Here is a 25198-nt window from a genome sequence, read left to right as displayed (position 1 = left end):
ATGCCGGGTCCGGGTGCGATGACCGGTCCTGATCGCCGGGGATCGACGGTGGGTCACCCCGGCGAGGCGACGAAGCGCAGTTCGGCACTGCGCCGCTGACCGTCCGGGCTGGTGAACCAGAGCTGGTCGGGGGCGGGCAGCATCTCGGTGACGGTGACCCGGGCGTCTGCCCCGGCGGTCCGCGCCGCCCGTCGCGCGGCGCGGGAGAGCACCTCCACCGAGGCGAGGCCGGCCAGGTCGACATAGACCGGCTTCTTCTCCCCGGTGCACCGGACGAAGACGTGCCGGGGCAGCCCGTGCCGGCCCGCCCAGGCCCGGGCGCGGCGGAACCGGCGGGCCTCGTCGGGGTCGGCGGCGAAGTCGATGGCGCCGGCGGGCAGGGTCCACGACTCACGGCTCACCACGAGCCTGCCGATGGTCAACCGGGGCCGGTGCGCAGCCGGGGAGAGGAGCCGGAAGTGCGGCATCAGGTTGGCCGCCACCAGGTCCGCCAGCACCTCCAGCAGGTCGTGGCACACGCCGTCGCGGCGCCGCCGGACGACGAGCCGGCCGTCGCTGTCGAGCACCTCGCAGCCACCGACCACCAGGTCGTGCTCCGGGTCATGGCCGCAGGTGTCGGGGGCGAAGACCAGACGACGATCCGCGGGGGCGTGCAGTCTCGGGGACAACCGGGTCGCGCTGCCGCCCTGCGCGCCCGTGGACGCCAGCCGGACCGTGCCGGCCGACAGGTCCGCCGCCATCGCCCGGGCCAACTCGTCCGGCGCGGGGTGGCACTCCACCCAGCTGGCGTACCGCATCGTGTGGTATCCGGGGTGCAGCTCCCCGAGGACCCAGTCGACGTTCCCGGCGACCACGGCGGCCAGGTCCGGCGCGGCGATCATCAGGTCCGGGCTGTGCTGGGCCGCCGCCGGCCAGCCCGGCGGGCCGGCGGGGAACGCGGCGGCGACGCCGGCCCGCAGACCGGCGGCGTCCCGCCACACCCGGCGCTCGCCGTCGTCGACGGCGAGCAGCCGTTCCCAGCGGGCGGCCAGGGCGCGGGTCAGCGGTCGCACCACCGGCTCCGGGTCGTCGATGAGCACTCCCCGGGCGGCCAGCCACAGCTCCGCCAGCGGCACCGGCCCACCCGGCCGCCGGGTGGCGAGCTGGTCGAAGTGGGTCCGAAGCGCCCGCCGGTAGAGGGCCGCACCGGCCGCCGTGTACCACCGGGCACTGTCCAGCAGCAGAGCCAGCGGAGCGCGGAGCGCGTCCAGCGCCGCCGGACCGATCGTGATCGTGTCCGGCTCCCGGCACTCCTCGAAGACCAGGGTACGACCGGCGTACAGCTGACCAGCCGCGCGGACCGGGGCCTCGCCGGTCAGGTCGGTGAAGGTCGCGTCCAGGGTGGACAGGGCGTCGCGGACCGCCGTCGCGTCACCCCGGGCCGCCGCCACCCCCGCCGCCGCGGCGGTGAGCCGGTCGAGGGCGGCGCGGGCGGGTCCGCGTACGGCGGGATCGTCGACCCGGTCCACGACGGCCCGCATGGTGGCGGCCGGGTGCAGGTCGTCCGGGGGTGCCTCCAGGGTCCACTCGATCCGGCGGTCGACGTACAGCCGGTCCAGGGCGGCGCGGATCCGCTCCGGGTCGGTGGTGCGGGCCGCCGGGTCGGCGCGGACCACGTCGACCACCTCCCGTGCGGTCCGGTCGGGTCGCAGCGCCCGCAGCACGGCGGCGTCGACCGGATCCAGAAACACCGGCTCGGCCAGCGGGACACGCAGGTCCTCCCCGTCGGCGTCGAGCAGGGGCAGCAGCCGGGGAACCAGCCACGGACGCAGCGGCGGGGCGAGCGCCCGACCGAGTGCCGCGAGGGCCCAGCCCTCCAGGTAGAGGGTGCGGTCGCCGCCGGTGCCGTCGTGCACGAGGCGGACGGGCTCCACCTGCGCCGGGTCGATCCGCCCCCACCGCAGCGGCCCGAAGAAGCCGATCGTGTCGTTCTTCAGGCAGTACCGGTGCAGGTAGCTGGTGACCAGGGCCTCGATCCGGCGGTGCCGACCGGTGCGGGAGACCGTCCGCGGGTCACGTCGCAGCAGCGTGTCGAACCCGTTGTCCAGCGCGGCCGGGTTCTGCCAGGCGACCGCCTCGCGGACCCGCGGGTCGGCGGCCACCCGGTGCAGTGCCCGCGCGAGGGCCCGCTCGGCGACCCGGAACCGGGCGAGGTAGTCCTCCGCGGGAGCGCCGCCGTTCGCCGCGTCGGCCAACCCGGCCAGCTCCGGGTCGACCAGGGACTCCACGAGGTCGGCGGGGAAACCGGCCGCGCGGACGCAGAACCACTGCCACAGGCCCCAGCCGCCGCCGAGCGCCACCTGGTGCGGGGCGGCCATCAGCCCGCCCGGACCGCGGTCACCAGGTGGTCGCTCTCCGAGCCACCGAGCACCTGCTGGCGTACCTCGGTGAAGCCGGCCTCGTGCAGCAGGCCGACGAGTTCGTCACGGGCGTAGGCCCGACCGCCCTGGGTGTGGAAGAGGTTCAGGCTGAACATCCGGACGAACGCCTCGCCCGGTCCGGCTGGCCGCTCGGGCACCTCCGCGAGCGGTTCGAGCAGGGCCACCCGCCCACCGGGTCGCAGCGCGGCGGCGACCCGGCGCAGCAGGGTCAGCGTCGCGGCCGGCTGGTAGCCGTACACAATGTTGAAGAGCAGCACCAGGTCGTGGCCGGTGCCGTAGTCGACCTCGAAGAGGTCGCCCGAGCGCAGGGTGACCCGGTCGGTAAGCCCGGCGGCGGCGACGGTCTCCGCACCCTGGGCCAGCGCGCCGGCCAGGTCCACGACGGTCGCCCGCAACCGCGGGTTCGCGGTGAGGAAGGCCACCGGGTAGCTCGCGTGCCCGCCGCCGATGTCGAGCAGGCTGCGCGCGTCGGCCGGTACCGGTACCTGCTCGACGATCTCCGCACCGAGCCGGTCGGCGAGGCGACGCAGCATGGTCTGGAAGTCCGCGAGGGTCTGCGGTTGCGTCTCCAGCCAGGCGTAGAAGTCGCCGGTCGGTGCGCCGGAGCGGATCGACGCCTCCAGGTCGTGCCACCAGCCGGTGAGAAGCGCCGACCAGAAGGAGAGCACCGGCGCGAAGCTGTCCGGGGCGGCACGCAGCAGCCAGCGCGCGGTGTTGGCGCTGTTGGCGTACCGGCCGTCGGCACGGGTTAGGTAGCCGTAGCCAGCCAGCGCGTCGAGGAGGATGCGCAGGCCGAGCGGGTCGGTGCCGGTACGCGCGGCGAGCTGGTCGACCGGCAGCGGGCCGTCGGCCAGCGCCTCGAAGACCCCCAGGCGCAACGCCGCTCCGGCGCTGCGGAAGGAGACCGCGTCGAGCAGGTCGAGGTACGCGGCGGGGGCGGCGTCGGAGGTGAGGAACTGCTGTTCCTCCTCCGGAGTCAGCGGCACCGGCATGGCGGGGGCTCCTTCACGTGGCTGGTCGACTGTCGGCCGGGGCGGTCTCGGGGTCCGGAGTGTCGTCGGGCAGGGCGTCGGGCAGGGCGTCGGCGCAGCGCAGCGCCGGCCGGGTCCAGGCGAGCGCGGCGAGGAGCACCATCGCCACCCCGGTGACCGCGAAGAGCAGCGCGATCCCCCGGCCGTCCCCGGTGCCGACCACCCGGCCCACCGAGTCGGCGAGCGCCCCGCCGGGACGCAGCAGCGGCTCGAAGACGCCGTCGGCGACCGGCCCGGCCAGCACGTACGCCAGCGGCACGCTGGCGTCACCGATCACCCGGGCGGTGGCCAGCACCCGGCCCAGCAGCGCCGGTTCGGTCTTGGTCTGGATCAGGGTCATGGTGGAGCTGTTCACGATCGGCAGGGTGAAGAGGAACAGCGGGGCGACCACGCCGATCAGCCAGGCGGAGGGGGACGCGGCGTGCAGGACGAGGGCCACTCCCCCGGCGGCGAGTCCACCGCAGACAGCGGTGACCCGGCGGGTCGGCCCGCCCCACGCTCCCATCACGAGGCTGCCGGCGAATAGACCGGCGCCCCCGGCGAACATCAGCACACCGAGGGTGTCCGCCGTGGTGAACGACAGGATCAGCGGCTGGACCAGCACCCCGGCGAGTCCGAAGAGGAAGTTGTACACGCCGAAAACCATCATGAGCTGGAGCAGGCCGCGCCGTTGCCGCAGGTACCGCCACCCGGCGGTGGCTCCCCGCAGCACCGCCTCGGCGGGACCGGATCGGGCGGGGCGGGCCACCTCGGCGGGGAGCCGGACCAGCAGCAGAGTCGAGGCCGCGACCACGAAGGTGCCCAGGTCGATCGCCATGACCCCGCCGATCCCGATGGTCACCACCAGCACCCCGGCGATCAGCGGGGCGGCGATCTGCACGGCCCGGGAGATCTGCATCAACCCGTTGAACCGGCCCAGGTGACGCTTGCCGACCAACGCCGGGGTCATCGCCTGGTAGGCGACCTGGTGCACGGTGGACGCGGCGGCGCTCACCGCGGTGGCGAGGTAGATGTGCCAGACCGCGAGGGCGTCGGCGGCAACCAGCGCGGCGAGCGCCGCCGTGCCAGCGGCGGCGACGGTGTCGGCGGCCACCATCAAACGGCGGCGGTCCCGGCGGTCCGCGAGCGCGCCGGCGACGGGCGCGAACAGCACCGCCGGCAGCGTCGCGGCGAGGAAGATCAACGCGAACTGGGTGACCGAGCCGGTGCGCTGGTAGACCCAGACACCGAGGACGAACCCGGTGAGGCTCGATCCGACGAGCGACACGAGCTGCCCGAACCAGATCGCCGCCCACCGGGCGGTGGGTGTCGCACGGTCATCCACGGGGCCGCCCGGGCGGTGGGTCGAGAAAGCCGGCGGCCACGAACGCCGCCAGGTAGGTGTGCACCATCCGCTCGTCGGCTGCCGGGCAGGTGACCCCGGCCGCCGCGAGCACCGCCTCGGTGCCGGCGCAGTCGAAGTCCGGCTGCGTCCGGACCGGGGTGTCCGCGCCGAGGAGCGGGGCGAAATGGGCCAGCGCGGCGTCCGGGCGGTCCAGCAGGGCCGCCCGCCAACGGGGGTACGCCACCACCGTCACCGGGTAGCCGAAGCTGGCGAGCGCGGCGGCCAGGGCGGGGTACGAGATGGTCCGGTTGTTGTAGTAGTGGTGGTCTCCGGTGGAACCGGTCCGGGTCAGGTGCCCGATGCCGGCCCCGACGTAGTCGACCGGCGCGAGATCGGCCGGGTCGTCGATCTCCGGTACGGCACCGAGCTGCACGCAGGTTTTCAGCAGCCGGCTGAAGAAGTCGTCGGTGTTGCCGACGCCGCTGCCGGCGTCGCCGGTGATCCGGGCCGGGCGGTGCACGCTGACCGGCAGTCCCCGTTCCCGGGCGGCGCGGACCAGCGCGTCGGCCACCCACTTGCTGGCGTTGTAGCCGTCGTGGAGGCCGTCGCATTCGTCCGGGACGTCGCCCTCGCGGACCAGGGTGCCGGTGCGGGACGGGGTGACGAACACCCCGAGGGTGGAGACGAAGTGCACCGCGCTCGGGCCGCCGGCGGTGGCCAACCGGAGCACCTCCCGGGTGCCGCCGACGTTGGCCGGACGCAGCACCGGGTATGGCTGGACAAAGTTGACCACGCCTCCGTTGTGCACGATCGCGTCCAGCCGTTCGCCCAGCTCGGCGAAGGCCACACCGGTCAGGCCGAGGCGGGGTGCCCCGAGGTCACCGGGGACACCGACAACGCGGTCGGCGTACTCCGGTCGCCAGAGTCCGTACCGGTGGAGGTTGGCGCGGACCCGGTTGATGGCGGCGACCGGTGTGTCGGCGCGGACCAGGCAGTGCATGGTGGCGGTGCTCGCGGCGAGCCAGTCGGCAAGCAGATACGCCCCGAGGAAGCCGGTCGCCCCGGTGCAGAGCACCGTGCGGGGCGGCGAGACCGGCGTCCCGGGGGGTACGGACAGGTCCTCGGGAAGACGGGCCTCGGCGCGGAGCAGGTCACCGCCGCTGCGCGACGTGGGAGCGCCGCCGTCGAGGACGGCGGCGAGACCGGCCAGGTCGGCGGTGGAGAAAACTTCCCGCAGTGGCAACTCCACCCCGAGCGCGGCCCGGATCCGGGTCGCCACGGTCGCCGCGAGCAGCGAGTGTCCGCCTAGGTCGAAGAAGTTGTCGTGCCGCCCGACCGGGCCGGTGTCGAGCAGCTCGGCCCAGATGTCGGCGAGTGTCTTCTCGGTCGGGGTGGCCGGTGCTTCGTGCGCCGGCCGGCCGGTCTCGCCGGGCAGGGGCAGGGCGGCCAGGTCGAGCTTGCCGTGCCGGTTGGTGGGCAGGTCGGGCACCCGGACGAAGGAGGCGGGCACGAGGTGTTCCGGCATCCGGCGGCGCAACGCGATCCGCGCCGCCGGCCCGTCCGGGGTGGTGTCGTCGCCGACCAGGTAGGCGACGAGCCGGGGGCCGGCCGGGGCGTGGTCGACGACGACGGCGGTACGGCGTACCCCGGGCAGGGTGGCGCAGGCCGCCTCGACCTCGCCGATCTCGATCCGGTGGCCCCGGATCTTGACCTGCTGGTCGGTGCGGCCGAGGAATTCGAGGGTGCCGTCGGCGCGGTGCCGGGCCAGGTCACCGGTGCGGTAGAGCCGCGCCCCGGGTGGGCCGTACGGGTCGGGCACGAACCGGGCGGCGGTCTCGGCGGGGTTGCCGAGGTAGCCCCGGGCGGGGGCGGTGCCGCCGACGTACACCTCGCCGCCCAGCCCGATCGGCACCGGCCGCTGGTGGGCGTCGAGGACGTGCACCCGCACGTTCGGCACCGGTCGGCCGATCGGCAACCGGGTCAGGCCGGGCAGTTCACCGGCGTCCACGGTGGCGTACGTGGTGGCGCAGACGGTCGCCTCGGTCGGCCCGTAGTGGTTGTGCAGGGTGACCCGGCCGGCGGTGAGCCCGGCCCAGCGGCGGACGGTCTCCAGGTCGACGGCCTCCCCGCCGACCATCATGGCGCGAAGCGGGCCGACGTCGACCACGCCGGTCCGGGCTGCGAGGTCACCGACCCAGCGTGCCCAGAGCGGCGCGGCGGTGTCGACCAGGGTGAGGCCGTGCTCCCGGCACAGCGCGGTCAGGCCCGCCCCGGTGATCGCGGCCGGCTGCCGGTGCACCACGAGCGTGGCCCCGCTGACCAGCGCCGGAAGGATGTCGCCGACGGAGGCGTCGAAGCTCAGCGGGGGCAGCATGAGCAGCCGGTCACCGGGGGCGATGCCGTGCAGGTCGGCGAACGCCAGCGCCAGGTTGACGGCGGTGCGGTGGCTGACCATCACCCCCTTGGGCGTGCCGGTGGAGCCGGAGGTGTGGATGACGTAGGCGAGTTGGTCCGGGTGGACCGGCCGGGGTTCCACCGGGGACGGGTCCCCGGCCCCACCGGCGTCGACCCGTTGGCCGTCGGCGTCGACGGCGAGGAGTCTGCCGGCGTACGGCCGGTCGCCGCCCTCGTCCGGCGCACCGGCCAGGGTGGCGGCGAGGTCGGAGTCGGTGAGGCAGACCGCGGTGCCCGCGGCGGCGAGCAAGGCGCGCAGCCGGGCCGGCGGGTGGGTGGGGTCCAGTGGCAGGTATCCGGCGCCGGCCTTGAGGATCGCCAGCAGGCCGGTGACGGCGGCGCGGCCGGCGGCCAGCGCGAGCCCGACCGGCTGGTCGGGGCCGACGCCGACGCGGCGCAGGTGGGCGGCGAGCCGGTCGGCGCCGGCGTCCAGTTGGCCGTAGGTCAGCACCGGCCGGGCCGGCCCCTCCGGGCTGATGTCCAGCAGCGCGGGCGCGTCCGGGTCGGCCGCCGCCCGCGCGCCGACCAGATCGTGCAGCCCCACCCCGTCCGGGTACGCCCGGTCAGTGGCGTTCCAGGCGGCCAGGTCGTGCCGCTCGGCGGGACCGGTCAGCTCCACCGTGGAAAGGCGGACGTGCGACCGGGCAGCCAGCGCCGACAGCACGGAGCGGAACCGGTCGACGAACCGGTCGATGGTCACCTGGTCGAAGAGGTCGGTGTTGTAGTCGACCAGGCCGCCGAGTCCGGCCGGGGACTCGTGCACCGCCACGGTGAGGTCCAGGCGGGAGGTCTCCCGGCGGACCGGCACCGGGCGGACGGCGAGACCGGCCCGTGGACCGGCGACGCCGGCCTGGTTCAGGACCAGCATCACCTGGAAGAGCGGGTTGCGGCTGGCGTCGCGGGGCAGCCGGACGGTCTCGACGATCCGTTCGAAGGGCAACGCGGCGTGGGCCAGGGATTCCACGCAGGTGGCCCGGACCCGGGTCAGCGCCTCGGTCAGGGTCGGGTCCCCGGAGAGGTCGGTGCGCAACGGCAGACTGTTCACCAGCAGGCCGACCATCCGCTGCTGTTCGACGTCGGCGCGCAACGTCACCGGGGAGGCCACACACACATCGTCGGTGTCGCCGAGGCGGGCCAGCAGCACCTGGAGGCCGGCAAGCAGAATCATGAAGCGGGTGCAGCCGGTCCGCCGCCCCAGGGCGTCGAGTGACGCGACCAGATCATCGCCTATGTCGAAGCCGTGGGTGCGGCCGGGGAAGGTCTGCACGGCCGGTCGCGGCCGGTCGGTCGGGAGGTCGAGCAGACCGGAGGAGCCGGCCAGTCGGTCGGCCCAGAACCTCCGCAGTTCGTCGGCGGCGGTCCCGGCCGACCGGTCCTGTTGCCACAGCACGTAGTCCGGGAACTGCGCGGCCGGAGGAGCCGGCGGCGCGGCCACCCCGGAGAGACGGCGGTGGTGACCGTCGAGAAGGCCGGTGAGCACGATGCCGACGGACTGCTCGTCGGCGACGATGTGGTGCAGGCTGACCACCAACAGGTGCTCGTCGGCGGCCAGCCGGCCCACCCGGACCCGGACCAGGGGTGCCCGGCTCAGGTCGAAGGGGGTTTCGCTCTCCCGGTGGACGGCGACGGCGACCGCCGCCTCACGGCCGGCGGGTGCCACCGCGGTCAGGTCCTCCACGGCGAGTACGCACCGGGCGGACGGGTCGGCGGCGGGCAGGACGACCTGCTCCACCTCCCCGTCGCGCTCCACGAACGTTGTGCGCAGCGCGTCGTGCGCGGCGACGACCTCGTCCAGCGCGGACTGCAACGCGGCGAGATCCAACCGGCCGGTGATCCGGACCGCCTGGTTGAGCACGTACGCCGGGTTGCCCGGCTGGAGCCGGTCGAGGAACCACATACCCTCCTGCATCGGAGAGAGCGGCACCCGGGTGCCCGGTGCCCGCCGGGGGATGCCGGCGGGCCGGGCCCCGCCGGCGAGCCCCCGGCGGGCCATCAGCTCCCGGATCAGGCGCTCCCGGTCGGCGCCGGTCACTCCTGGCCACCCAGCAGCGCCCGCAGATCCTCGTCGGAGAGGTCGGCCACCTCGTGCCGGAGGGCGGCGACGGCGTCGACCTGACCGGCGACCGGTTCGGTGGCGCGCAGCACGCCGGCCAGCGCGGCGATCGTCGGTGCCTCGAAGAGGACCCGGATCGGCACCTCCATCTCCAGCGCGGTGCCGATCCGGCTCAGCGCCTGCGCGCCGAGCAGCGAATGCCCACCGAGGCGGAAGAAGTCGTCGTGCACGCCGATCCCCTCGACCCGCAGCACCTCCGCCCAGATCCCGGCGAGCACCTTCTCCAGCGCGTCGCGGGGGGCGACCCGCTCCGCTCGCCGGTCGGTCCACCGGACGGCGGGAAGGGCACTCCGGTCGACCTTGCCGTTGCCGTTGAGGGGCAACGCGGCCAGCGGCACCAGGGCGGCGGGCAGCATGTACTCGGGCAGCCGGCCGGCGAGTCCGGGTCGGACCCGGTCGGCGAGGGACTCCGGGTCGACGCCGGGCGCGGGCACGGCGTACGCCACCAGTCGGGTGTCGCCGTCGCCACCGGCCCAGGTGCTGACCACCGCGTCCGCGACCAGGTCGTGGCTGCGCAGCAGGGCCTCGATCTCGCCCAGCTCGATCCGGAAACCCCGCACCTTGACCTGGTGATCGACGCGGCCGAGGAATTCCAGCCGGCCGTCGGTGCGTTGCCGGGCCAGGTCACCGGTGGCGTAGAGCCGGGCGCCCGGCTGGTCGGCGAACGGGTCGGGAACGAACCGGCCGGCGGTCAGGCCGGGCCGGCCGTGGTATCCCCGGACCACCCCGGAACCACCGATATGGACCTCGCCCACCACGCCCACCGGCACCGGCTGGCGGGCGTCGTCGAGCAGGTAGATGCGGGTGTTGGCGATCGGCGCGCCGAGGTCCACCGCGGCCGGGGCGGGTGGCACGACGGTGGCCGCGGACCAGACGGTGGTCTCGGTGGGCCCGTAGCAGTTCCACAGCGTCGCGCCGTCGGACAGCAGGGCGTCGGCGAGGTCCCGGGGCAGGGCCTCACCGCCGCAGAGTCGAGTCCGCAACGCCGTCGGTACGCCGCCGGAGGCCAGCAGCAGCCGCCAGGTCGCCGGGGTCGCCTGCATGGCGGTGATCCCCGCGTCGTTCAGGCGACGGCGCAGCGCCGGGCCGTCGCCCACCTCGTCGGCACCGACGACCAGCAGCGGAACGTCCAGCAGCAGCGGCACCAGCAGCTCCAGCACCGAGATGTCGAACGACAGGGTGGTGACCGCGGCGAACCGGTCCCCGGGCGTCAGGTCCAGGTCGTCGTGGAAGGAGGCGACGAGGTTGACCACGCAGCGGTGCGGGACCGCCACCCCCTTCGGCCGGCCGGTCGAGCCGGAGGTGTAGATGAGGTACGCCAACCCGTCCGGGTGCGACGGCACCGTCGGGATCGGTTCGTCGGGGGCCGGATCATCCGTGTCGTCGTCGAGGAGCACCGTCACCGAGCCGTCCAGCACCGCGCCGAGGCGCGCGTGGACCGCCCGTTGCGTGAGGACGACGCGGGTGCCGGAGTCGACGAGCATGTGGCGCAGTCGCTCCGGGGGAAGGCCGGGGTCCAGCGGCAGGTAGCCGGCCCCGGCCCGCCAGACGCCGAGCACGGCCGCGACCATGTCGACGCCGCGGTCCAGGCAGAAGCCGACCGGGGTGTCCGGGGCGACACCGGCGCCGAGCAGCCGGCGGGTGATCTGTCCTGCCCGCCGGTGCAGCCCGGCCCGGTCCACCTGCCCGTCCTCGCCGGTGACGGCTGGCCGGTCGCCGGGCTCGACGGGATCGGTGGGGAGCAGGTCCAGGACGGTGGCGACCGGCGGTGCGCCCCGGTCCGTCTGGTTCCACTCGACCACGGCACGCCACCGCTCCACCCCGCTCAGCAGCGGGATCCGGGCCAGGGCGAGATCCGGGTCGGCGACCCCCGCCTCCAGCAGAGTGCCCAGGTGCTGGGCCAGGCGGTCGATCGTGGACGCGTCGAACAGGTCGGTGTCGTACTCCAGTGCCAGCCGCAGGGTGCCGTCGGAGGCCGTCTCGGCGGCCAGGGTGAGATCGAATTTGGCGGTGCCGCTGTCGACCTCCAAGGAGGCGACGGTGCAGCCGGTGAGCCGGAAGGCGGTGTTCGGGGCGTTATGCAGGATGAGCTGGGCCTGGAAGATCGGCGCGTGGGACATGCTGCGGTCGGGTTGCAGTTCCTCGACCACCCTCTCGAAGGGCACCTCCGCGTTGCCGAGGCCGACCAGGGTGGCCTCCCGCACCCGCGCGACGAGTTGCCGCAGGGACGGGCGGCCGGCGGACGACACCCGCAGCGCGAGAGTGTTCACGAAGAACCCGGCCAGCCGCTCCAGGTCGGGGTGCTCCCGGCCGGCGACCGGAGTGCCGACCACGATGTCGTCCTGCCCGCTGTGTCGGGACAGGACGGCCTGGAAGGCGGCGAGCAGGGTCATGAACAAGGTGACCCCGTTGTCCCGGTTGAACTCCTCGACGCGCGCGGTGACCGACGCCGGGACGGTGAAGTAGTGACAGGCGCCCCAATATGAGCGGACGGGCGGGCGGGGCCGGTCGGTGGGGAGACTGAGCAGGGCCGGTGCCCCACGCAGGTGTTCCACCCAGTAGTCGAGTTGCCGGCGCAGGGCGTCGCCGGCCAGCCGGTCGCGCTGCCAGACGGCGAAGTCGGCGTACTGGGTGGGCAGGTCGGGCAGGTGGGCGGGGGTGCCGGTCGACACGGCGGCGTACGCGACCTCCAACTCCCCGAAGAGCACCCCGATCGACCAGGCATCGAAGACGATGTGGTGGACGCAGAACGCCAGGTGGTGGCGGTCCGCCCCGGTCCGGACCACCTGCACCCGCATCAGCGGGCCCCCGGCCAGGTCGAACGGCTGCCCGGACTGTTCCCAGACGAGCCGGGTGGCCTCGGCGTCGCGCCGATCCGCCGGGAGGCTGGTCAGGTCGACCTCGGTGAGGTCCACCTCGCCGGTGGGCCGGACCACCTGCACCGGTTCCCCGCCGGACTCGTCGAACGTGGTGCGCAGCGCCCCGTGCCGGTTGACGATCGTGGTCAGCGCGGTGCGCAGCGCCGCGACATCCAGCGGGCCGTGCACCCGGTAGGCGACCGGAATGTTGTAGACCGGCACCCCGCCGGTGAGCCGGTCCAGGAACCACAACCGCTGCTGGCCGAAGGAGGCCGGGTGGCTGCGGACCGCCCGGGCCCGTTCGGTGAGCAGTCTGGCCAGCAGGGCCCGCTTGCCGCCGGCGGCGGACGCGGTGGAGTCGGCGGTCGTCATCGAACCCCCTGGTTCGTGGTGTCGTGCAGAATCTGGACGTCGGTGGAGATTCCGGGTATCGGAAGGCCGTGCCGCTGGGCCGCCACCGCGACCTGCCGGCGCAGCGACGCCGGGCCGTTCTGCCCGAAGTGCCGCAGGTAGCCGGCGAGGGTCACCGGGTCATCGGCGAGGAACGGCAGGTCACTGGCGACCATGTGCCGGACCACCAGCATCGGCACCGGGCCGCGCAGCGGCCGGAACGCGGTGTTCCACAGACCGCCCTTGGCCGGCGGGCCGTCGTGGAACTCGCCGAGCATCAACCCCTGCTCGGTGTAGTCCGGCTTGAGCCGCGCCTGCGTCCGGTCCACGGCCTCCCGGGCCACGTCGGGCGGGAGGTCGGGGAGGGTGAGCAGGATCGTCTTGAACTGGGCGGGTAGACCGGCAAGCGGTTCCAGACGGCGGAACCAGTCCCGGTAGACGGCGAGCACCTCGTCCAGGCCGGCCTCGTCGACGGTGTCCCCCCGGTGCACCGCCAGATAGAACGTGTCCCGGTCCAGGGAGCCCTGGACGAAGGGACAAACCGGGCCCTTGCGGCCCAGTTCCGGGTGGGGTTCGCAGAGGTACTCGCGGGCCCAGTCGACCACCGCCCGCAACTGGTCGACGATCCCGGTCAGCAGCGGGTGCAACGGCTCAGCGTGCAGGTCGGGATCGGTGAAGAGGATCTGCTCGGGGAAGTGCGGCTGGGTCAACAACCCACTCACCGCCCGGCGGACCGACGCCGGCCCGCGCGCAGCGTGGTGGCGGCGAGAGCGGCAGCCAGGACGAGACCGGCACCGGCGCCCCGCAGGATGCGGTCCTGCCGGTCGGCCCGGGCCAACGCGTCGGCGTACGGGGCGGTGGTGTGCGCGACCATCGCGTACAGCGGCACCCACCGACCCGGCAGCAGCCGGGCGAGGGTCCGGTCGGCGGCGGCGGCGATCGTGTACCCGAGCCGGTGCACCCGGCCCCGCAGGTCCTCGAAGTTCGCCGCGGAGAGGTCGGCGAGCACGTCGGTGTGCGGCTTGCGGGCCGCCTCGAACGCGGCGAGCGCGGAGGCCCGGTCGGGGTGCTCGGCGAGGCAGCGGTCGAGGACCGCGCAGTCCTCGAAGGCCGAATTCATGCCCTGTCCGTAGAACGGGTAGACGGCGTGGGCGGCGTCACCGATCAACACCACCCGGTCGGCGTGCCGCCAGGGGGCGGTGCGGACGGTCACCAGGTGGCCGACGGGGTGGTCGGCCACCTGGCGGGCCAGGTCGGGCATCAGGTCCTCCGCGTCGGGGAAGTGCCGGCGGAAGAAGTCCACCACCGCCGTCGGGGTGTCGAGGGCGGCGAAGCTCACCGGCCCCTCGTGGGCCATGAAAAGCGAGCAGGTCAGCGAGCCGTCCCGATTGGGGTGGGCGACCATCAGCCCCTCGTGGCCGGGCCAGACGTGCAGGGCTTCCAGCCGTACCCGGGGGCGGCCGTCGTCGCCGACCGGGATCGTCAGCTCCTTGTAGCCCCAGGGGAGGAACTCCTGGGCGTAGTCGGCGCGGAGGCCGTGCTGCATCTGTTGCCGGACGGCGGAGAAGACCCCGTCCGCGCCGACGACCAGGTCGGCGCGGACCATGGCCGGCTCGCCGCCACCGGTCGGCGCGACCCGCACCGTGGCGGTCTCCCGGTCCAGGTGCACCATCCGGCTGCCGAAGTGGAACCGGACACCCGGTTCGGCCTCGGCGGCGTCCACCACCCGCGAGATCAGTTCCTCGCGGAGCACCGAGTGGAGGATCTCGTGCTCGCGTACCCCGTAGGGCTGGAAGCGGACGGTGCCGTCCGGCGAGTGCACCACCCGGCCGCGCATCGGCACGCTCTGCTTGAGCACGTCGTCGAGGAGACCCACCCCGTCCAGCGCCCGCATGCCCCGGGCGGACAGCCCCAGGTTTATCGATCGCCCACCCGGGCCGGCCAGTGCCGAGCGGGGGTCGGGACGTCGCTCGTGGACCCGCACCTCGTAGCCCCGACGGGCGAGGTGCAGGGCGGCGAGGGAACCGGCCAGACCGGCCCCGACGACGACCACACGTTCTCTGCGCTCGGTCACGCACCCTCCTCGGCGATCAGGGTGTCCAGGAGTTCGTCGACCTCGCTGTCGGATAGGTCGTCGAGCGAGGCGAGTAGGTCCTGCGGCGTCGGGCCGACCGGCCCGGTCCGATCCGGCCCGGCGGGGGTCCCCGCGGTGTTGCCGACCTCGACGGCGAGTTCGGCGACGGTGGGCGCGGCGAAGAGGCTGCGCAGCGCCAGGTCGACGCCGAAGGTGGCACGGATGCGGGCGATCAGCCGGGTCGCGGTGAGCGAGTGGCCGCCGAGGGCGAAGAAGTTGTCGTGCACGCCAACCTCGGTGCGGCCGAGCACGTCGCGCCAGAGCCCGACGAGCTGCTCCTCGGTGCGGGTGCGGGGTGCGGTCGGCCCGTTGCCGGTGGTTTCCCGCCAGGTCGGCTCGGGCAGCACCCGCCGGTCCAGTTTGCCGCTCGTAGTGCGGGGCAGCGCGCCGAGCAGGACCAGGGTCGCCGGCACCATGTAGTCGGGCAGCCGACGGGCCAGGTCGGCCCGGACCGCCGGCCAGATCGACGCCGCCTCGGCGCCGGGCGGATCGGTGACCGCGTAGGCGGCGATCCGCACGTCGGCCCCCGCGCCCCAGGTGGTCACTGCGGCCTCCCGGACGGCCGGATGGTCGCGCAGCGCCGCCTCGATCTCGCCCAGTTCGATCCGGAATCCCCGGACCTTGACCTGCTGGTCGGCGCGGCCCAGGTAGTCGAGTCGTCCGTCGGGCAGCCGGCGGGCCAGATCGCCGGTGGCGTAGAGCCGGCCGCCGGGGCGCGGGCCGAACGGGTCGGGCCGGAACCGGGCGGCGGTGGGGCCGGGGCGGCCGTGGTAGCCGCGCGCCACCCCGGCGCCGCCGATGTGGATCTCTCCGACCACGCCCTCGGGGACCGGCTCGCCCGCGGGGTCGAGCAGGTGGATCCGGGTGTTGGCGACCGGGCCGCCCAGGTCGACCGGGACGGAGTCGCCGACCGCGCCGACCGAGGAGTAGACGGTGGTCTCCGACGGACCGTATGCGTTGACCACCCGGGCGCCGTCGACGCGCAGCGCGTCGGCCAGGTCGCGGGGCAGCGCCTCGCCGCCGCTGATCCGCAGGCGAACCCCCGCCGGTACGCCGGCCGACGTGACCACCATCCGCCACGTCGCCGGCGTGGCCTGGAGCACCGTGACGCCCCGGTCGACGCAGGCGGCGCGGAGCGCGGCGGCGTCCCGCGCGGTCTCCGCATCGAGGACCTCGATCCGGGCCCCGGCCAGCAACGGCAGCACCAGCTCGACCAGCGAAATGTCGAAGGCCGGGGTGGTGATCGCCGCGACCCGGTCGGCGGAGGTGAGCCCGAACAGCCGGTGGCAGCCGAGGAGGAGGTTGACCACCGCGCGATGGCTGACCGCCACGCCCTTGGGCACTCCGGTGGAGCCGGAGGTGTAGAGCAGGTAGGCGAGCCCGTCCGGGTGGCCGGTGACCGGCGGCGGGTCGCTCGACGGGCCGGTCGGGTCGAGCTGGTCGACGCGGAGCACCACCGGGGTGGTGCCGGCCGTCGCGACGGCGTCGGCGACGAGGGCCGCCCCGGCGGCGTCGGTGAGAAGCACCGGCGGGGCCGCGTCGGCGAGCATGCCGGCGAGCCGGGCCGGCGGCAGCGTCGGGTCCAGCGGCAGGTATCCCCCGCCGGCCCGCCAGACGGCGAGAAGCGCCGCCACCAGTTCGGTGCCCCGACCCACGCAGAGCCCGACCGCCACGTCCGGGCCGACACCGTGGGCGCGCAACAGGTGGGCGAGGCGATTGGCGCGGGCGGTTAGGTCGTGGTGGCGCAGGGACCCGTCCGGGCCGGCGACCGCGACCGCGTCCGGATCGGCCGGCGGAAACCGGTCGAGCAGTTCGCCGACTCCGGCTACGTCGGGCAGCGGCAGCTCGGTGTCGTTGCCGTCGCGCAGGATCCGCTCGCGTTCGGCAGGGTCGAGCAGGGGCAACTCGCCGACGGGTGTGCCGGGCCGGTCGAGGGCGGCGGTGAGCAGGGTGAGGTACCGCTGTGCGAGGTGGCGGATCCGGATCTCGTCGTAGAGGTCGGTGCGGTAGGTGATCCGACCGCGCAGCCCGGCCGGACGGTCCTCCACGGTGAGCGTCAGGTCGAACTTGACCGTGCCGTTCTCCCAGAGGCGGGGGGCGATCCGCAGCCCGGCCGAGGTGACGTCCGGGGTTGGCTCGTCGAGGGCGAACATCACCTGCGCCACCGGGGAGTGGGCGAGACTGCGGGTGGGGGCGAGCCGATCCACGATCCGGTCGTAGGGGACGTCCTGGCGGGCCTGCGCGGCGGTGGCCGAGGCGCGGGCCCGCGCGTGGACGCCCGCGAAGGACGGTTGGTCGGCGAAACCGGCCCGCAGGGCGAGGGTGTTGGCGAAGAAGCCCACCACGTCCCGGGTCTCGGGCCGGGTCCGCCCGGACACCGGGACCGCCACCAGCAGTTCGTCGGCGCCGGTGGCCCGGTGCAGGAGGATCTGGAAGCCGGCCAGGAGTCGGGTGAAGAGGGTGCCGTCCCGGCCGGCCCGCAGCCGTCGGGTCAGCTCGTCCGGAACGTCGAAGACCACCTCGGCCCCGGCGTCGGACTGCTCGGCCGGGCGAGGCCGGTCGGCGGGCAGGTCGAGCAGGGTGGGCGCGCCGGCCAGTTCGGCGTGCCAGAAGTCCACGTCGGCGTCGAACGCGCCCCGGTCGGCCTCCTCCCGTTGCCAGACCGCGAAGTCCGCGTACTGCACCTCGGGTGCGGGCAGGGCGGGGCGGGCGCCGGCCACCGCCGCCGCGTAGCCGGTGGCCAGCTCGCGGAAGAGGATCCCGAACGACCAGCCGTCGGCGACGCCGTGGTGCACCACGACGACGAGCACGTGCGCCCCGGCGTCCCGGCGGACCAGGCCGAATCGGGCCAGCGGGCCGGTCGCCAGGTTGAACGGCTCCCGGGCGGCGACATCGACCAGATCCCGCCAGGCCCCACCGGGACCGGCGTCGACCACCGGCAGGTGGACCGGCGCGGCCGGGACGACCACCTGGGCGGGATCCCCGTCGACCGCGGTGAAGTGGGTGCGCAGGGTCTCGTGCCGCTCGACCAGCCAGCTGAGGGTGGCCTCCAGCGCGGGCACGTCGAGTTGTCCGGTCAGCTCGACCGCCCAGGCGATGTGGTAGGTCACCGCCCCCGGGGCCATCTGGTCGAGCATCCACAGTCGACGCTGGGTGAACGACGACGGCACGATATAGGTTTCGGTGTTCATACCCCCGCCTGGTTACGGTGTGGAGGGGCCGGCCGCCGGTCGGCGGCCGGGGTCTCGGGGCCGGTTGACGCGGCGTCGACGGCTCCGGGCGTACGCGTGTCGACGGCGACGAGCCGCAGTTCCGCGGTGTGGCGCTGCCCCTGGGCGTCGGTCAGCCAGGCGTGTTCCGGGCCGGGCAGCATCTCGCTGCACCGCAGCGTGGCCGCCGGGTCGTCGGCGACGGTACGACGGACCGCGCGGGCGAGGACGTCCACCGAGGCGAGGCTGGCGAGGTCGAGGTGGAACGGTTTCGCCTCCACCGGGGTCTTCACGAAGAGGTGCCGGGGCAACCCGTGCTCCTGCTGCCACCGCCGGAGCCGCCGGAACCGCTCGCCCTCGTCGGTCAGCGTGGCGAAGTCCAGTTCCGCCGCGGCGAAACGCCAGCTCTCCCGGGCCAGCACCACCCGATCGACGGTGATCCGGGGCTGGTGGTCGGCGGGGCGGCGAAGGTCGAAGCGCTGCACCAGGTGCAGCATCAGCGGCTCGGCGAGCACCTCGGCCAGCGGCAGCCGGTAGCGTCCGTCCCGGCTGCTCACGGTCAGCACGCCGTCGACCGGGCCGAGGACGCAGTCACCGATCGGCAGCGACGTGGCCGGGTCGAGGCCGCAGCTGTCATGGCCGAAGACCAGTCGGACGTCCCGGTCGGTGACGAGCGCGTCGGCCAGCCGGGACGATGCGCCACCCACCTCCCCGGTCGCGGCGAGGGCGATCCGGCCGTGCGGCAGGTCGGCGGTGATCGCCGCCCGCAGTTCCCGCGGCACGGGGTGCTGGCCGACGAAGAGCGCCGCGCGGAGCGTGTTCACCCCCGGGTGCACCTCGCCGACCACCCAGTGAAAGTCGCCGCTGGCGACCGCCTCCGGCCCGGCGGCGGCGAGAAGCACGTCCGGGCTGTGCTGGTACGCGCCGACCCAGCCCGGCCGGGGCGCGGCGAACGCGGCGGCGACCCGCTGCCGAAGCTCGTCCGAGGTGGCGGTGATCCGGTGGTCGACCGGGTCGGGCAGGATCCGCGCCCAGCGGTCCTGCAATCCCCGCACGACCGGGGCGATCAATTTCTCCGGCGGGTCGAAGAGCAGGTCGTTGGCCCAGAGCCAGAAGTCGGCGAACGGAACGGTCGCCGCGCCGGTGCGGGCGACCAGTTCCCGGTACCGCTGCGTCGCGGCCCGCCGGAACAGCGCCGCCCCGGCGGAGGTGAACCAGCGGGCACTCTCCAACAGCAGGCTCAGCGCCGGCCAGAGGGTCGCGGTGAGGTCGGTGGAGAGGGTCACGTCGGTGCCCGAGGCGCACTCCTCGTAGACCAGGGTCCGCCCGGCGTACACCATGCCGGCCCGGCGGTTGGGCGACTGACCGGTGAGGGCACTGAACCGCTCCTCCAACGCCTCGACCGCCGCGCCCAGCCGGTCGGCGTCCCCGGCGGCCACGGCGACCGCGTCCCGGGCCCGGTCCAACTCGTCGAGGGCGGCCAGCGCCGGTTCGCGTACCGCCGGGTCGGTGACGGCCGCGAGGCGGGCGCGCAGGGCGCGTTCCGGGTGCAGGTCCTCCCTCGGCACCTCCAGCGACCAGGTGATCCGGCGGGCGTCCCGAAGTTCCGCGAGCAGCCGGTGGACCTGGTCGGGGTCGGTGATCCCGCTGCTCGGATCGGCGACCAGTTCGGCGGTGATCGCTCCGGCCGGTCGGGTGCCGTCACAGGCGCGCAGAAGTCGGGCGGTCACCGGGGGGAGAGGCACCGGTGCGGTCAGCGGCACGTGCAACTCGTCGCCGACGAGGGCGAGGAAGGGCATCCGCCGGGGCACCAACCAGGGGCGCAGCCCCGGGTCGCGGGTGGTGAGCGCCTCGGCCGTCTCGACGATCGCCCAGTTCTCGAAGTGGACGGTCCGGCTGGCGAGCGCCGCGGGGCCGTGCCGGACGGTCAGCGCGGGCACGCCGTCGTCGATCCGGGCCCACCCGACCGGGCCGAAGAAGCCGATGGTGTCGTTCTTGGCGCAGTACCGCTGGAGGTAGGTGGCGACGAGCGCCTCGTGCTGCCGGTGCCGCGAGTCGGTGGCACCAGGAGCGGCGGCGCGGAGGGGGTCCACCCCGGTGCACAGCGCATGCCGGTTCTGCCAGGTCACGGCGGCCCGGAAGAGCGGATCGGTGGCGGCGGCACGCAACGCCGCGGTGCGTCGCGCGCCGGCGTCGCCGTAGACCTGCCGGTAGGCGGCGAGCGCGGCCTCCCGCGCGGAGTGGGCGACCCGCAGGGCGGTGTCGGCCTGGAGCAGCGCGCCCCCGCCGACCGTGGCGGCCTCCGGCGGCAGCGGGTCCGGCGGGCCGTCCCGGCGCACCTGCCGGACCGCCCGGTTCCACCGGGCGCGCTCGCCGGGTGGGCTGGCCATGCGGGCCCGGCGCAGCGCCTCGGCGAGGTCCCGGCGGGCCTCGGTGAGCCACTGTTCGGCGGCCAGCACCGCGTCGGCGGCCTGGACCAGTTCCAGGTCACCGAGGGCGGTCAGCGTCCGCAGCGGGAAGCCGGCCGCGCGCAGGCCTACCCAGCGCCACAGCGCCCAGGGCCCGTCGACCGGCCGGACCAGGTGCGACCGGGTGAGGTCGACGGCCGGGTCGGTGGGTGACGACCGGTAACCGGCCCGATCCCGGCGGGTCACCCCGGGGCTCGCCGGTCGCACCCCGGTGGCCCGCTTGCCGAGCAGCCCGGCCAGCCCGGCGAGGGTCGGGTGGTCGTAGACGACCCGCACCGGCAGCTCGACGCCGAACCGGTCGGCGACGACGAAGGTCAGCCGGGTGGCGAGCAGCGAGTTCCCGCCCAGCACGAAGAAGTCGTCGTCCGGGGTGGACGGGGCGGTGCCGAGCAGGTCGGCCCAGAGGGCGGCCAGGCGCACCTGGACCGGGTCGGTCAGGTCGGCGACCGGATGGGCCGCCGGCTGGTCCGGCAGGGGCAGTGCCCGCCGGTCGATCTTGCCGCTGCGGGTCAGCGGCAGGGTCGGCAGGACCAGGTGGGCGGCCGGCCGGAGGTGGACTGGAAGCCGGTCAGCCGCGTACCGGGCCAGGTCCGGCGGGGTCGGAGCCGTTACGTCGGGGCGGGAGGTCAGGTACGCCAGCAGCCGGCGCCGCTCTCCCGCCCCGTCGACCAGGACGGCGGCGTCGGAGACGGCGGGGTGGGTCCGCAGCACCGCGGCGACCTCTCCCGGCTCGACCCGGAAGCCGCGGATCTTCACCTGCTCGTCGATGCGGCCGAGGAAGTCGAGAGTGCCGTCCGGCCGCCATCGGACCCGGTCACCGGTGCGGTACATCCGGGCACCCGGACGGGGGTCGAACGGGTCGGGGACGAACGCCGCGGCCGTCGCCGCCGGATGTCCGAGGTAGCCCCGGGCGACTCCTGCGCCGCCGGTGTGGAGTTCACCGGGCACCCCGACCGGCACCGGCCGGCCCGCCGGGTCGAGGACGTACACCGTGGTGCGGGGCACCGGCCGACCGATCGGCACCGGGTCCGGCACGGCTGCCGGGTCGGTCATCGGGTGCACGCAGGTGAAGGTGGTGTTCTCGGTTGGTCCGTACCCGTTGACCAGGACCGCACCGCCACGAACCCGCAGGGCCCGGCGGACCGCCTCCGGGGCGAGCACGTCCCCGCCAGCGAGGAGTTGCCCGACGTCGGTGAGGCAGTCCGGGTCGAACTCCACCAGCTGGTGGAAGAGCCCGGCGGTCAACCAGAGCACGGTGATCTTCTCCCGGCGGAGCAACCGGGCCAGCTCGACGAGGTCCGGCGTACCGGGCGGGGCGACCACGAGCCGCGCACCGGAGGTCAGGGCACCCCAGATCTCCAGGGTGGCCGCGTCGAAGGCGGCCGGGGCGAGGTGAAGGACCGTCTCGGCCGGACCCAGTCGCAGGTAGCCGGGCCGGTGAACCAGGCGAACCACGGCGGAGTGGGTGACGGCGACACCCTTCGGGGTGCCGGTCGAACCGGAGGTGAAGCTGACGTAGGCGAGCCCGGTGGGGTGCGGTCGCCGTACCGCGACGCCCGCCGGCGTGCCGGCGTCGGGGTCGTCCAGGCGGAACAGCCGGGTCGCGCCGGGAACCTCGGCGGTGGCCAGCACCGGCGGATCCCCGGCGGCGGCGAGCAGCTGCCGGGTCCGCGCCGGCGGGTCGGTGGGGTCGAGTGGCAGGTATCCGCCACCGGCCCTGAGCACGGCGAGCAGGGTGACGACCAGCTCCACCGAGCGGGGCAGGGCCACCGCCACCGGCTCGTCCCGGCGCACACCCCAGGCGACGAGACGACGGGCGAGGGCGTCGGCCCGGCCGGCCAACTCCCGGTAAGTGAGGCTGACCCCGTCGGCGCCGACCACCGCCACCGCGTCGGGTTGCCGCCGGACCACGGCGGCGACGAGGTCCGGCACGGTCGCGTCCACCGGGTACGCCCCGGACGGCACCGGATCGCCGACGGCGCGGAAGCCGGCCAACATGGCCCGGTCGGCGGCGTCGAGCAGGGGCAGCGCGGTGACCGGCCGGTCGAGCCCGTCGGCCAGTCCGGTGAGGATCACCGCGAAGTGACGCAGCACCGCCTCCGCGCCGGCCCCGCTGAGCCGGCGTCGGTCGTGGTAGAGCAGGGCCTTCAGCACCGGTTCGCCGTAGACGCAGAGGGTGACCATCGGACCCGGGTGCCGGTGGACGCGGGCGACCCGAGAGCCCCAGCCGGGCACCGTACGGCTCAGCATGGTCTGCAGGTCGCGGCGCTCGTACATGAGGAGGGAGTCGAAGATCGGAATGCTGGCCGGCACTCCGCTCCACTGCTGGATCCGGGGCAGGGGGGCGAGCTGGTGCGGGCGGATCTCGTCGACCTGCCGGCGCACGTCGAGAAGCCAGTCCCGGACCGACCGACGCGGGTCGACGTCGGTACGCAACGGCACCGTGTTGATCAGCAGGCCGAGCATCTCCTCGGCGCCGTCCACGGTGGCTCTCCGGCAGCTGCGGGTGTGACCGAAGACGACCTCGGTGAGTCCGGTGTGGCGGTGCAGCAGCATGGACCAGGCCGCGGTGACCAGCGTGCCGACCGGGACGCCGACGGTCCGGGCCGCCTCGTGGACGGCCGCGGTGGCCTCCGGGGTGAGCGTCCGGACCCGTTCGCCGACCGTGTCCACCCCGCGGGGCAGGTCGTCCGGCGCCCGGTCCCGCGGCACCGGGGTCGGCAGGGGCACGCCGGCCAGCCGGCGGGTCCAGAAGCGCTGGTCTCCGGTGAGCGGGCGCCGCGCGACCCAGACCGCGTAGTCGCGGAACGGTCGTCGCCCCGGCGGGTCGTACGGCCGACCGGTCCGGAGCGCGTCGTGGTCGGTGAAGACCTCGCCGAGCAGCATGTGGACCGACCGTCCATCGAGGATGGCATGGTGCAGGGTGACCGCCAGGGTGTGCCGGTCCGGCCCGTGGGTGAGCAGGGCGACCCGGGCGAGTGGGGCGATCGAGGGGTCGAAGCCGGCGGCGCGGTCGTCGGCGAGGAATCGGGCGAGCCGCTCGGCGTGGCCGGTGGACGGAGCAGCGGACCAGTCGTGGTGCGCCACCGGCAGGGTAACCGCCGGGCGGACCTCCTGCGCGAGGTCGCCGTTCGGGGACCAGACGAAGGCGGTACGCAGCACCGGGTGGCGCGCGGCGGCGTGTTGCCAGGCGGTTCGCATGGCGGTCGGGTCCAGCGGCACGGGCCAGTCGACGACGACCTGGAGGATGTCGACACCCGAGCGGGGCTGGTGTTCCCGGGTGAACAGCATGCCGGGCTGCAACGTCACCGTGTCGTAGCGGCTGTCCGGATCGACGGCGGCATCGAAGGGCGTTGCCGGCACATTGACTCCTTCGTGTCCGGCACACCGGACATAAAAACCTCTGGAACAGTCGGTAAGCAGGGAGGATCGAATTCCCGGCGCCCCGTTGCCGCGATGTGCGGAATTAACTGGGCCGGGGATAGCTAACCAAAAATTACGAGAGCAATTCGGATCTGTCAACCGGTCGGAATGTCCGGTCCGACTCGCCGACGGGTAGCCCGCATCCGATGAACTAATAGGATATTTCCGAGGCAATGGTAAATCGGCTCCCGCCCCCACCGATAGCCAGATCAGTGGGCAGAAGGTTGTGTCTTCCGCCGATACCTCCACCGATCCCACAGCGACGACACCCGCCGGTCGCGCGGCTGACCAGGACACCGGCGCGCAGGAGGGCTCGTCGCCCCTCGGAGGAGACGGGCGGCGGGCGCGACGGGGCGTCCCGGCACGCGCAGGGACCGCCAGCGGCACCGTCGCCCGCCACCTGGGCAGGCAAAACGACCGCGGACGTACCGGTTCTCCCGGTGCGTCCGCGGTCGTCGGTGGTGCGGTGGCGGTCAGCCCTGCACGGCCAGCCACTCCCGCAGGCTGCGCGGGCGCAGGTCGGTCCAGATCTCGTCGATATGCGCGAGGCATCTGGCCCGATCGCCGTCGAAGCCCGCCGGACGCCATCCGGCCGGAATCTCCGAGCCGATCGGCCAAATCGAGTACTGCTCCTCATCGTTGAGCACCACGTGATAGCGGCGCCGGTCCCCAGGCTCTTCCATCGACACTCTCCAAGGCGCTGTAGCCACAAGTTAGACCGACCAATATACCCTCGGTTCGGCCGGTCGGCGTTGACCGATCGGCGTCATTGTCTTGTCCGTTTGCTCATCGACAATAGCCGGACCGCGCGCAGGGGGTACGCCAGAACCAAACCGACGGACGTTCGAGGTGAATTCTCACACCCGGGGTCATTTTTTCGGCTCTGGCACATATTTTGTGATTGATCGTGGTGGTGGCTCACGAGTTGGTCAGGACGCGTTTGCGCAGGAGGTCGAGGTTCGCCCGGCCATACATCTGCCGCTTGATCGTCTTGATGCGGTTGATCTGGCCCTCGACTGGACCTGAACTCCAAGGTTGGGTGAGGCCGGCGACGACGGCGTCGCGGTCGCCGACAAGACCGGCGGCGAAGCCGCGGATTTCGGGGTATCCGGCGTGGCGGGCGCGGTTGATCCAGGCGTCGAGGTGCTGCCCGGTGCCTTGGTGGCGGACCAGGGCGGCGAACCCGCGGGCGAGGCTGGCGACGGTGTCGAGGTCCGGGCAGAGTCTGCGGGCGTCGGCGAGATTGGCGTGGTCGTCGTCGGTGAGTTTGTGGCCGGGTCGCATGATCCAGGCGGTGATCCGCCGGGCCGACGGCACCTGGATTGCGGCGGCAGGGGCGGGTCGGGTGCGGTTGATGGTGAGCCAGTCCCGCAG

The 25198-nt window shown here is 74.3% G+C and carries 10 protein-coding genes and 3 pseudogenes; all 13 read right to left on the bottom strand.

Features of this window, described 5'->3' with window-relative positions; genetic code table 11:
* Nucleotides 1–53: 53 nt before the first annotated feature.
* Nucleotides 54–2357 (bottom strand): lantibiotic dehydratase, encoded by a 2304-nt coding sequence (locus tag B118_RS0119885; protein ID WP_028193298.1) that lies wholly within the window; start codon nucleotides 2355–2357, stop codon nucleotides 54–56.
* Entirely contained in the window at nucleotides 2357–3412 is a 1056-nt protein-coding gene (locus tag B118_RS0119880) for a methyltransferase (protein ID WP_028193297.1), read from the bottom strand. The genes B118_RS0119885 and B118_RS0119880 overlap by 1 nt, the downstream gene beginning before the upstream one ends.
* A gap of 13 nt (nucleotides 3413–3425) precedes the next feature.
* Entirely contained in the window at nucleotides 3426–4775 is a 1350-nt protein-coding gene (locus B118_RS0119875; protein ID WP_018223632.1) for an MFS transporter, read from the bottom strand.
* The gene (locus B118_RS0119870; RefSeq protein ID WP_050573252.1) at nucleotides 4768–9222 is read right to left on the bottom strand and encodes a non-ribosomal peptide synthetase; all 4455 of its coding nucleotides are present in this window, start codon (nucleotides 9220–9222) and stop codon (nucleotides 4768–4770) included. Before B118_RS0119870 ends, B118_RS0119875 begins: the two co-directional genes overlap by 8 nt.
* 35 nt (nucleotides 9223–9257) lie before the next feature.
* The gene (locus tag B118_RS0119865; protein ID WP_028193296.1) at nucleotides 9258–12572 is read right to left on the bottom strand and encodes a non-ribosomal peptide synthetase; all 3315 of its coding nucleotides are present in this window, start codon (nucleotides 12570–12572) and stop codon (nucleotides 9258–9260) included.
* Complete coding sequence (locus B118_RS0119860; protein ID WP_018223629.1) at nucleotides 12569–13303, bottom strand: DUF6875 domain-containing protein; 735 nt, start codon at nucleotides 13301–13303, stop codon at nucleotides 12569–12571. The genes B118_RS0119865 and B118_RS0119860 overlap by 4 nt, the downstream gene beginning before the upstream one ends.
* A 5-nt stretch (nucleotides 13304–13308) precedes the next feature.
* Nucleotides 13309–14664, bottom strand: coding sequence for an FAD-dependent oxidoreductase (locus tag B118_RS0119855; protein ID WP_018223628.1), 1356 nt, complete (start codon nucleotides 14662–14664; stop codon nucleotides 13309–13311).
* On the bottom strand, nucleotides 14661–17915 hold the full coding sequence (locus B118_RS0119850) for a non-ribosomal peptide synthetase (protein WP_018223627.1): 3255 nt from the start codon (nucleotides 17913–17915) through the stop codon (nucleotides 14661–14663). The genes B118_RS0119855 and B118_RS0119850 overlap by 4 nt, the downstream gene beginning before the upstream one ends.
* Nucleotides 17912–18400: pseudogene (locus B118_RS33715) on the bottom strand (lantibiotic dehydratase); the annotation flags it as partial. The pseudogene B118_RS33715 and the gene B118_RS0119850, both read right to left, overlap by 4 nt.
* 333 nt (nucleotides 18401–18733) lie before the next feature.
* Nucleotides 18734–22399, bottom strand: a pseudogene (locus B118_RS33710) (amino acid adenylation domain-containing protein); the annotation flags it as partial.
* A 267-nt stretch (nucleotides 22400–22666) separates the two neighbouring features.
* Nucleotides 22667–24376 (bottom strand): annotated as a pseudogene (locus B118_RS33705) (condensation domain-containing protein); the annotation flags it as partial.
* Nucleotides 24298–24507, bottom strand: coding sequence for an MbtH family protein (locus tag B118_RS0119835; RefSeq protein WP_026185846.1), 210 nt, complete (start codon nucleotides 24505–24507; stop codon nucleotides 24298–24300). The pseudogene B118_RS33705 and the gene B118_RS0119835, both read right to left, overlap by 79 nt.
* 235 nt (nucleotides 24508–24742) lie before the next feature.
* Nucleotides 24743–25198, bottom strand: a 456-nt coding sequence (locus tag B118_RS0119830) for a transposase (protein WP_028193295.1), incomplete at its 5' end; no start/stop codon positions are given.

Origin of the sequence: Salinispora pacifica CNR114 (assembly GCF_000514775.1) — a bacterium.
In the GTDB taxonomy this organism is placed as follows: domain Bacteria; phylum Actinomycetota; class Actinomycetes; order Mycobacteriales; family Micromonosporaceae; genus Micromonospora; species Micromonospora pacifica.
Note: the sequence above shows the minus strand (reverse complement) of the source record. Positions and strands in the feature narration are given on the sequence as shown.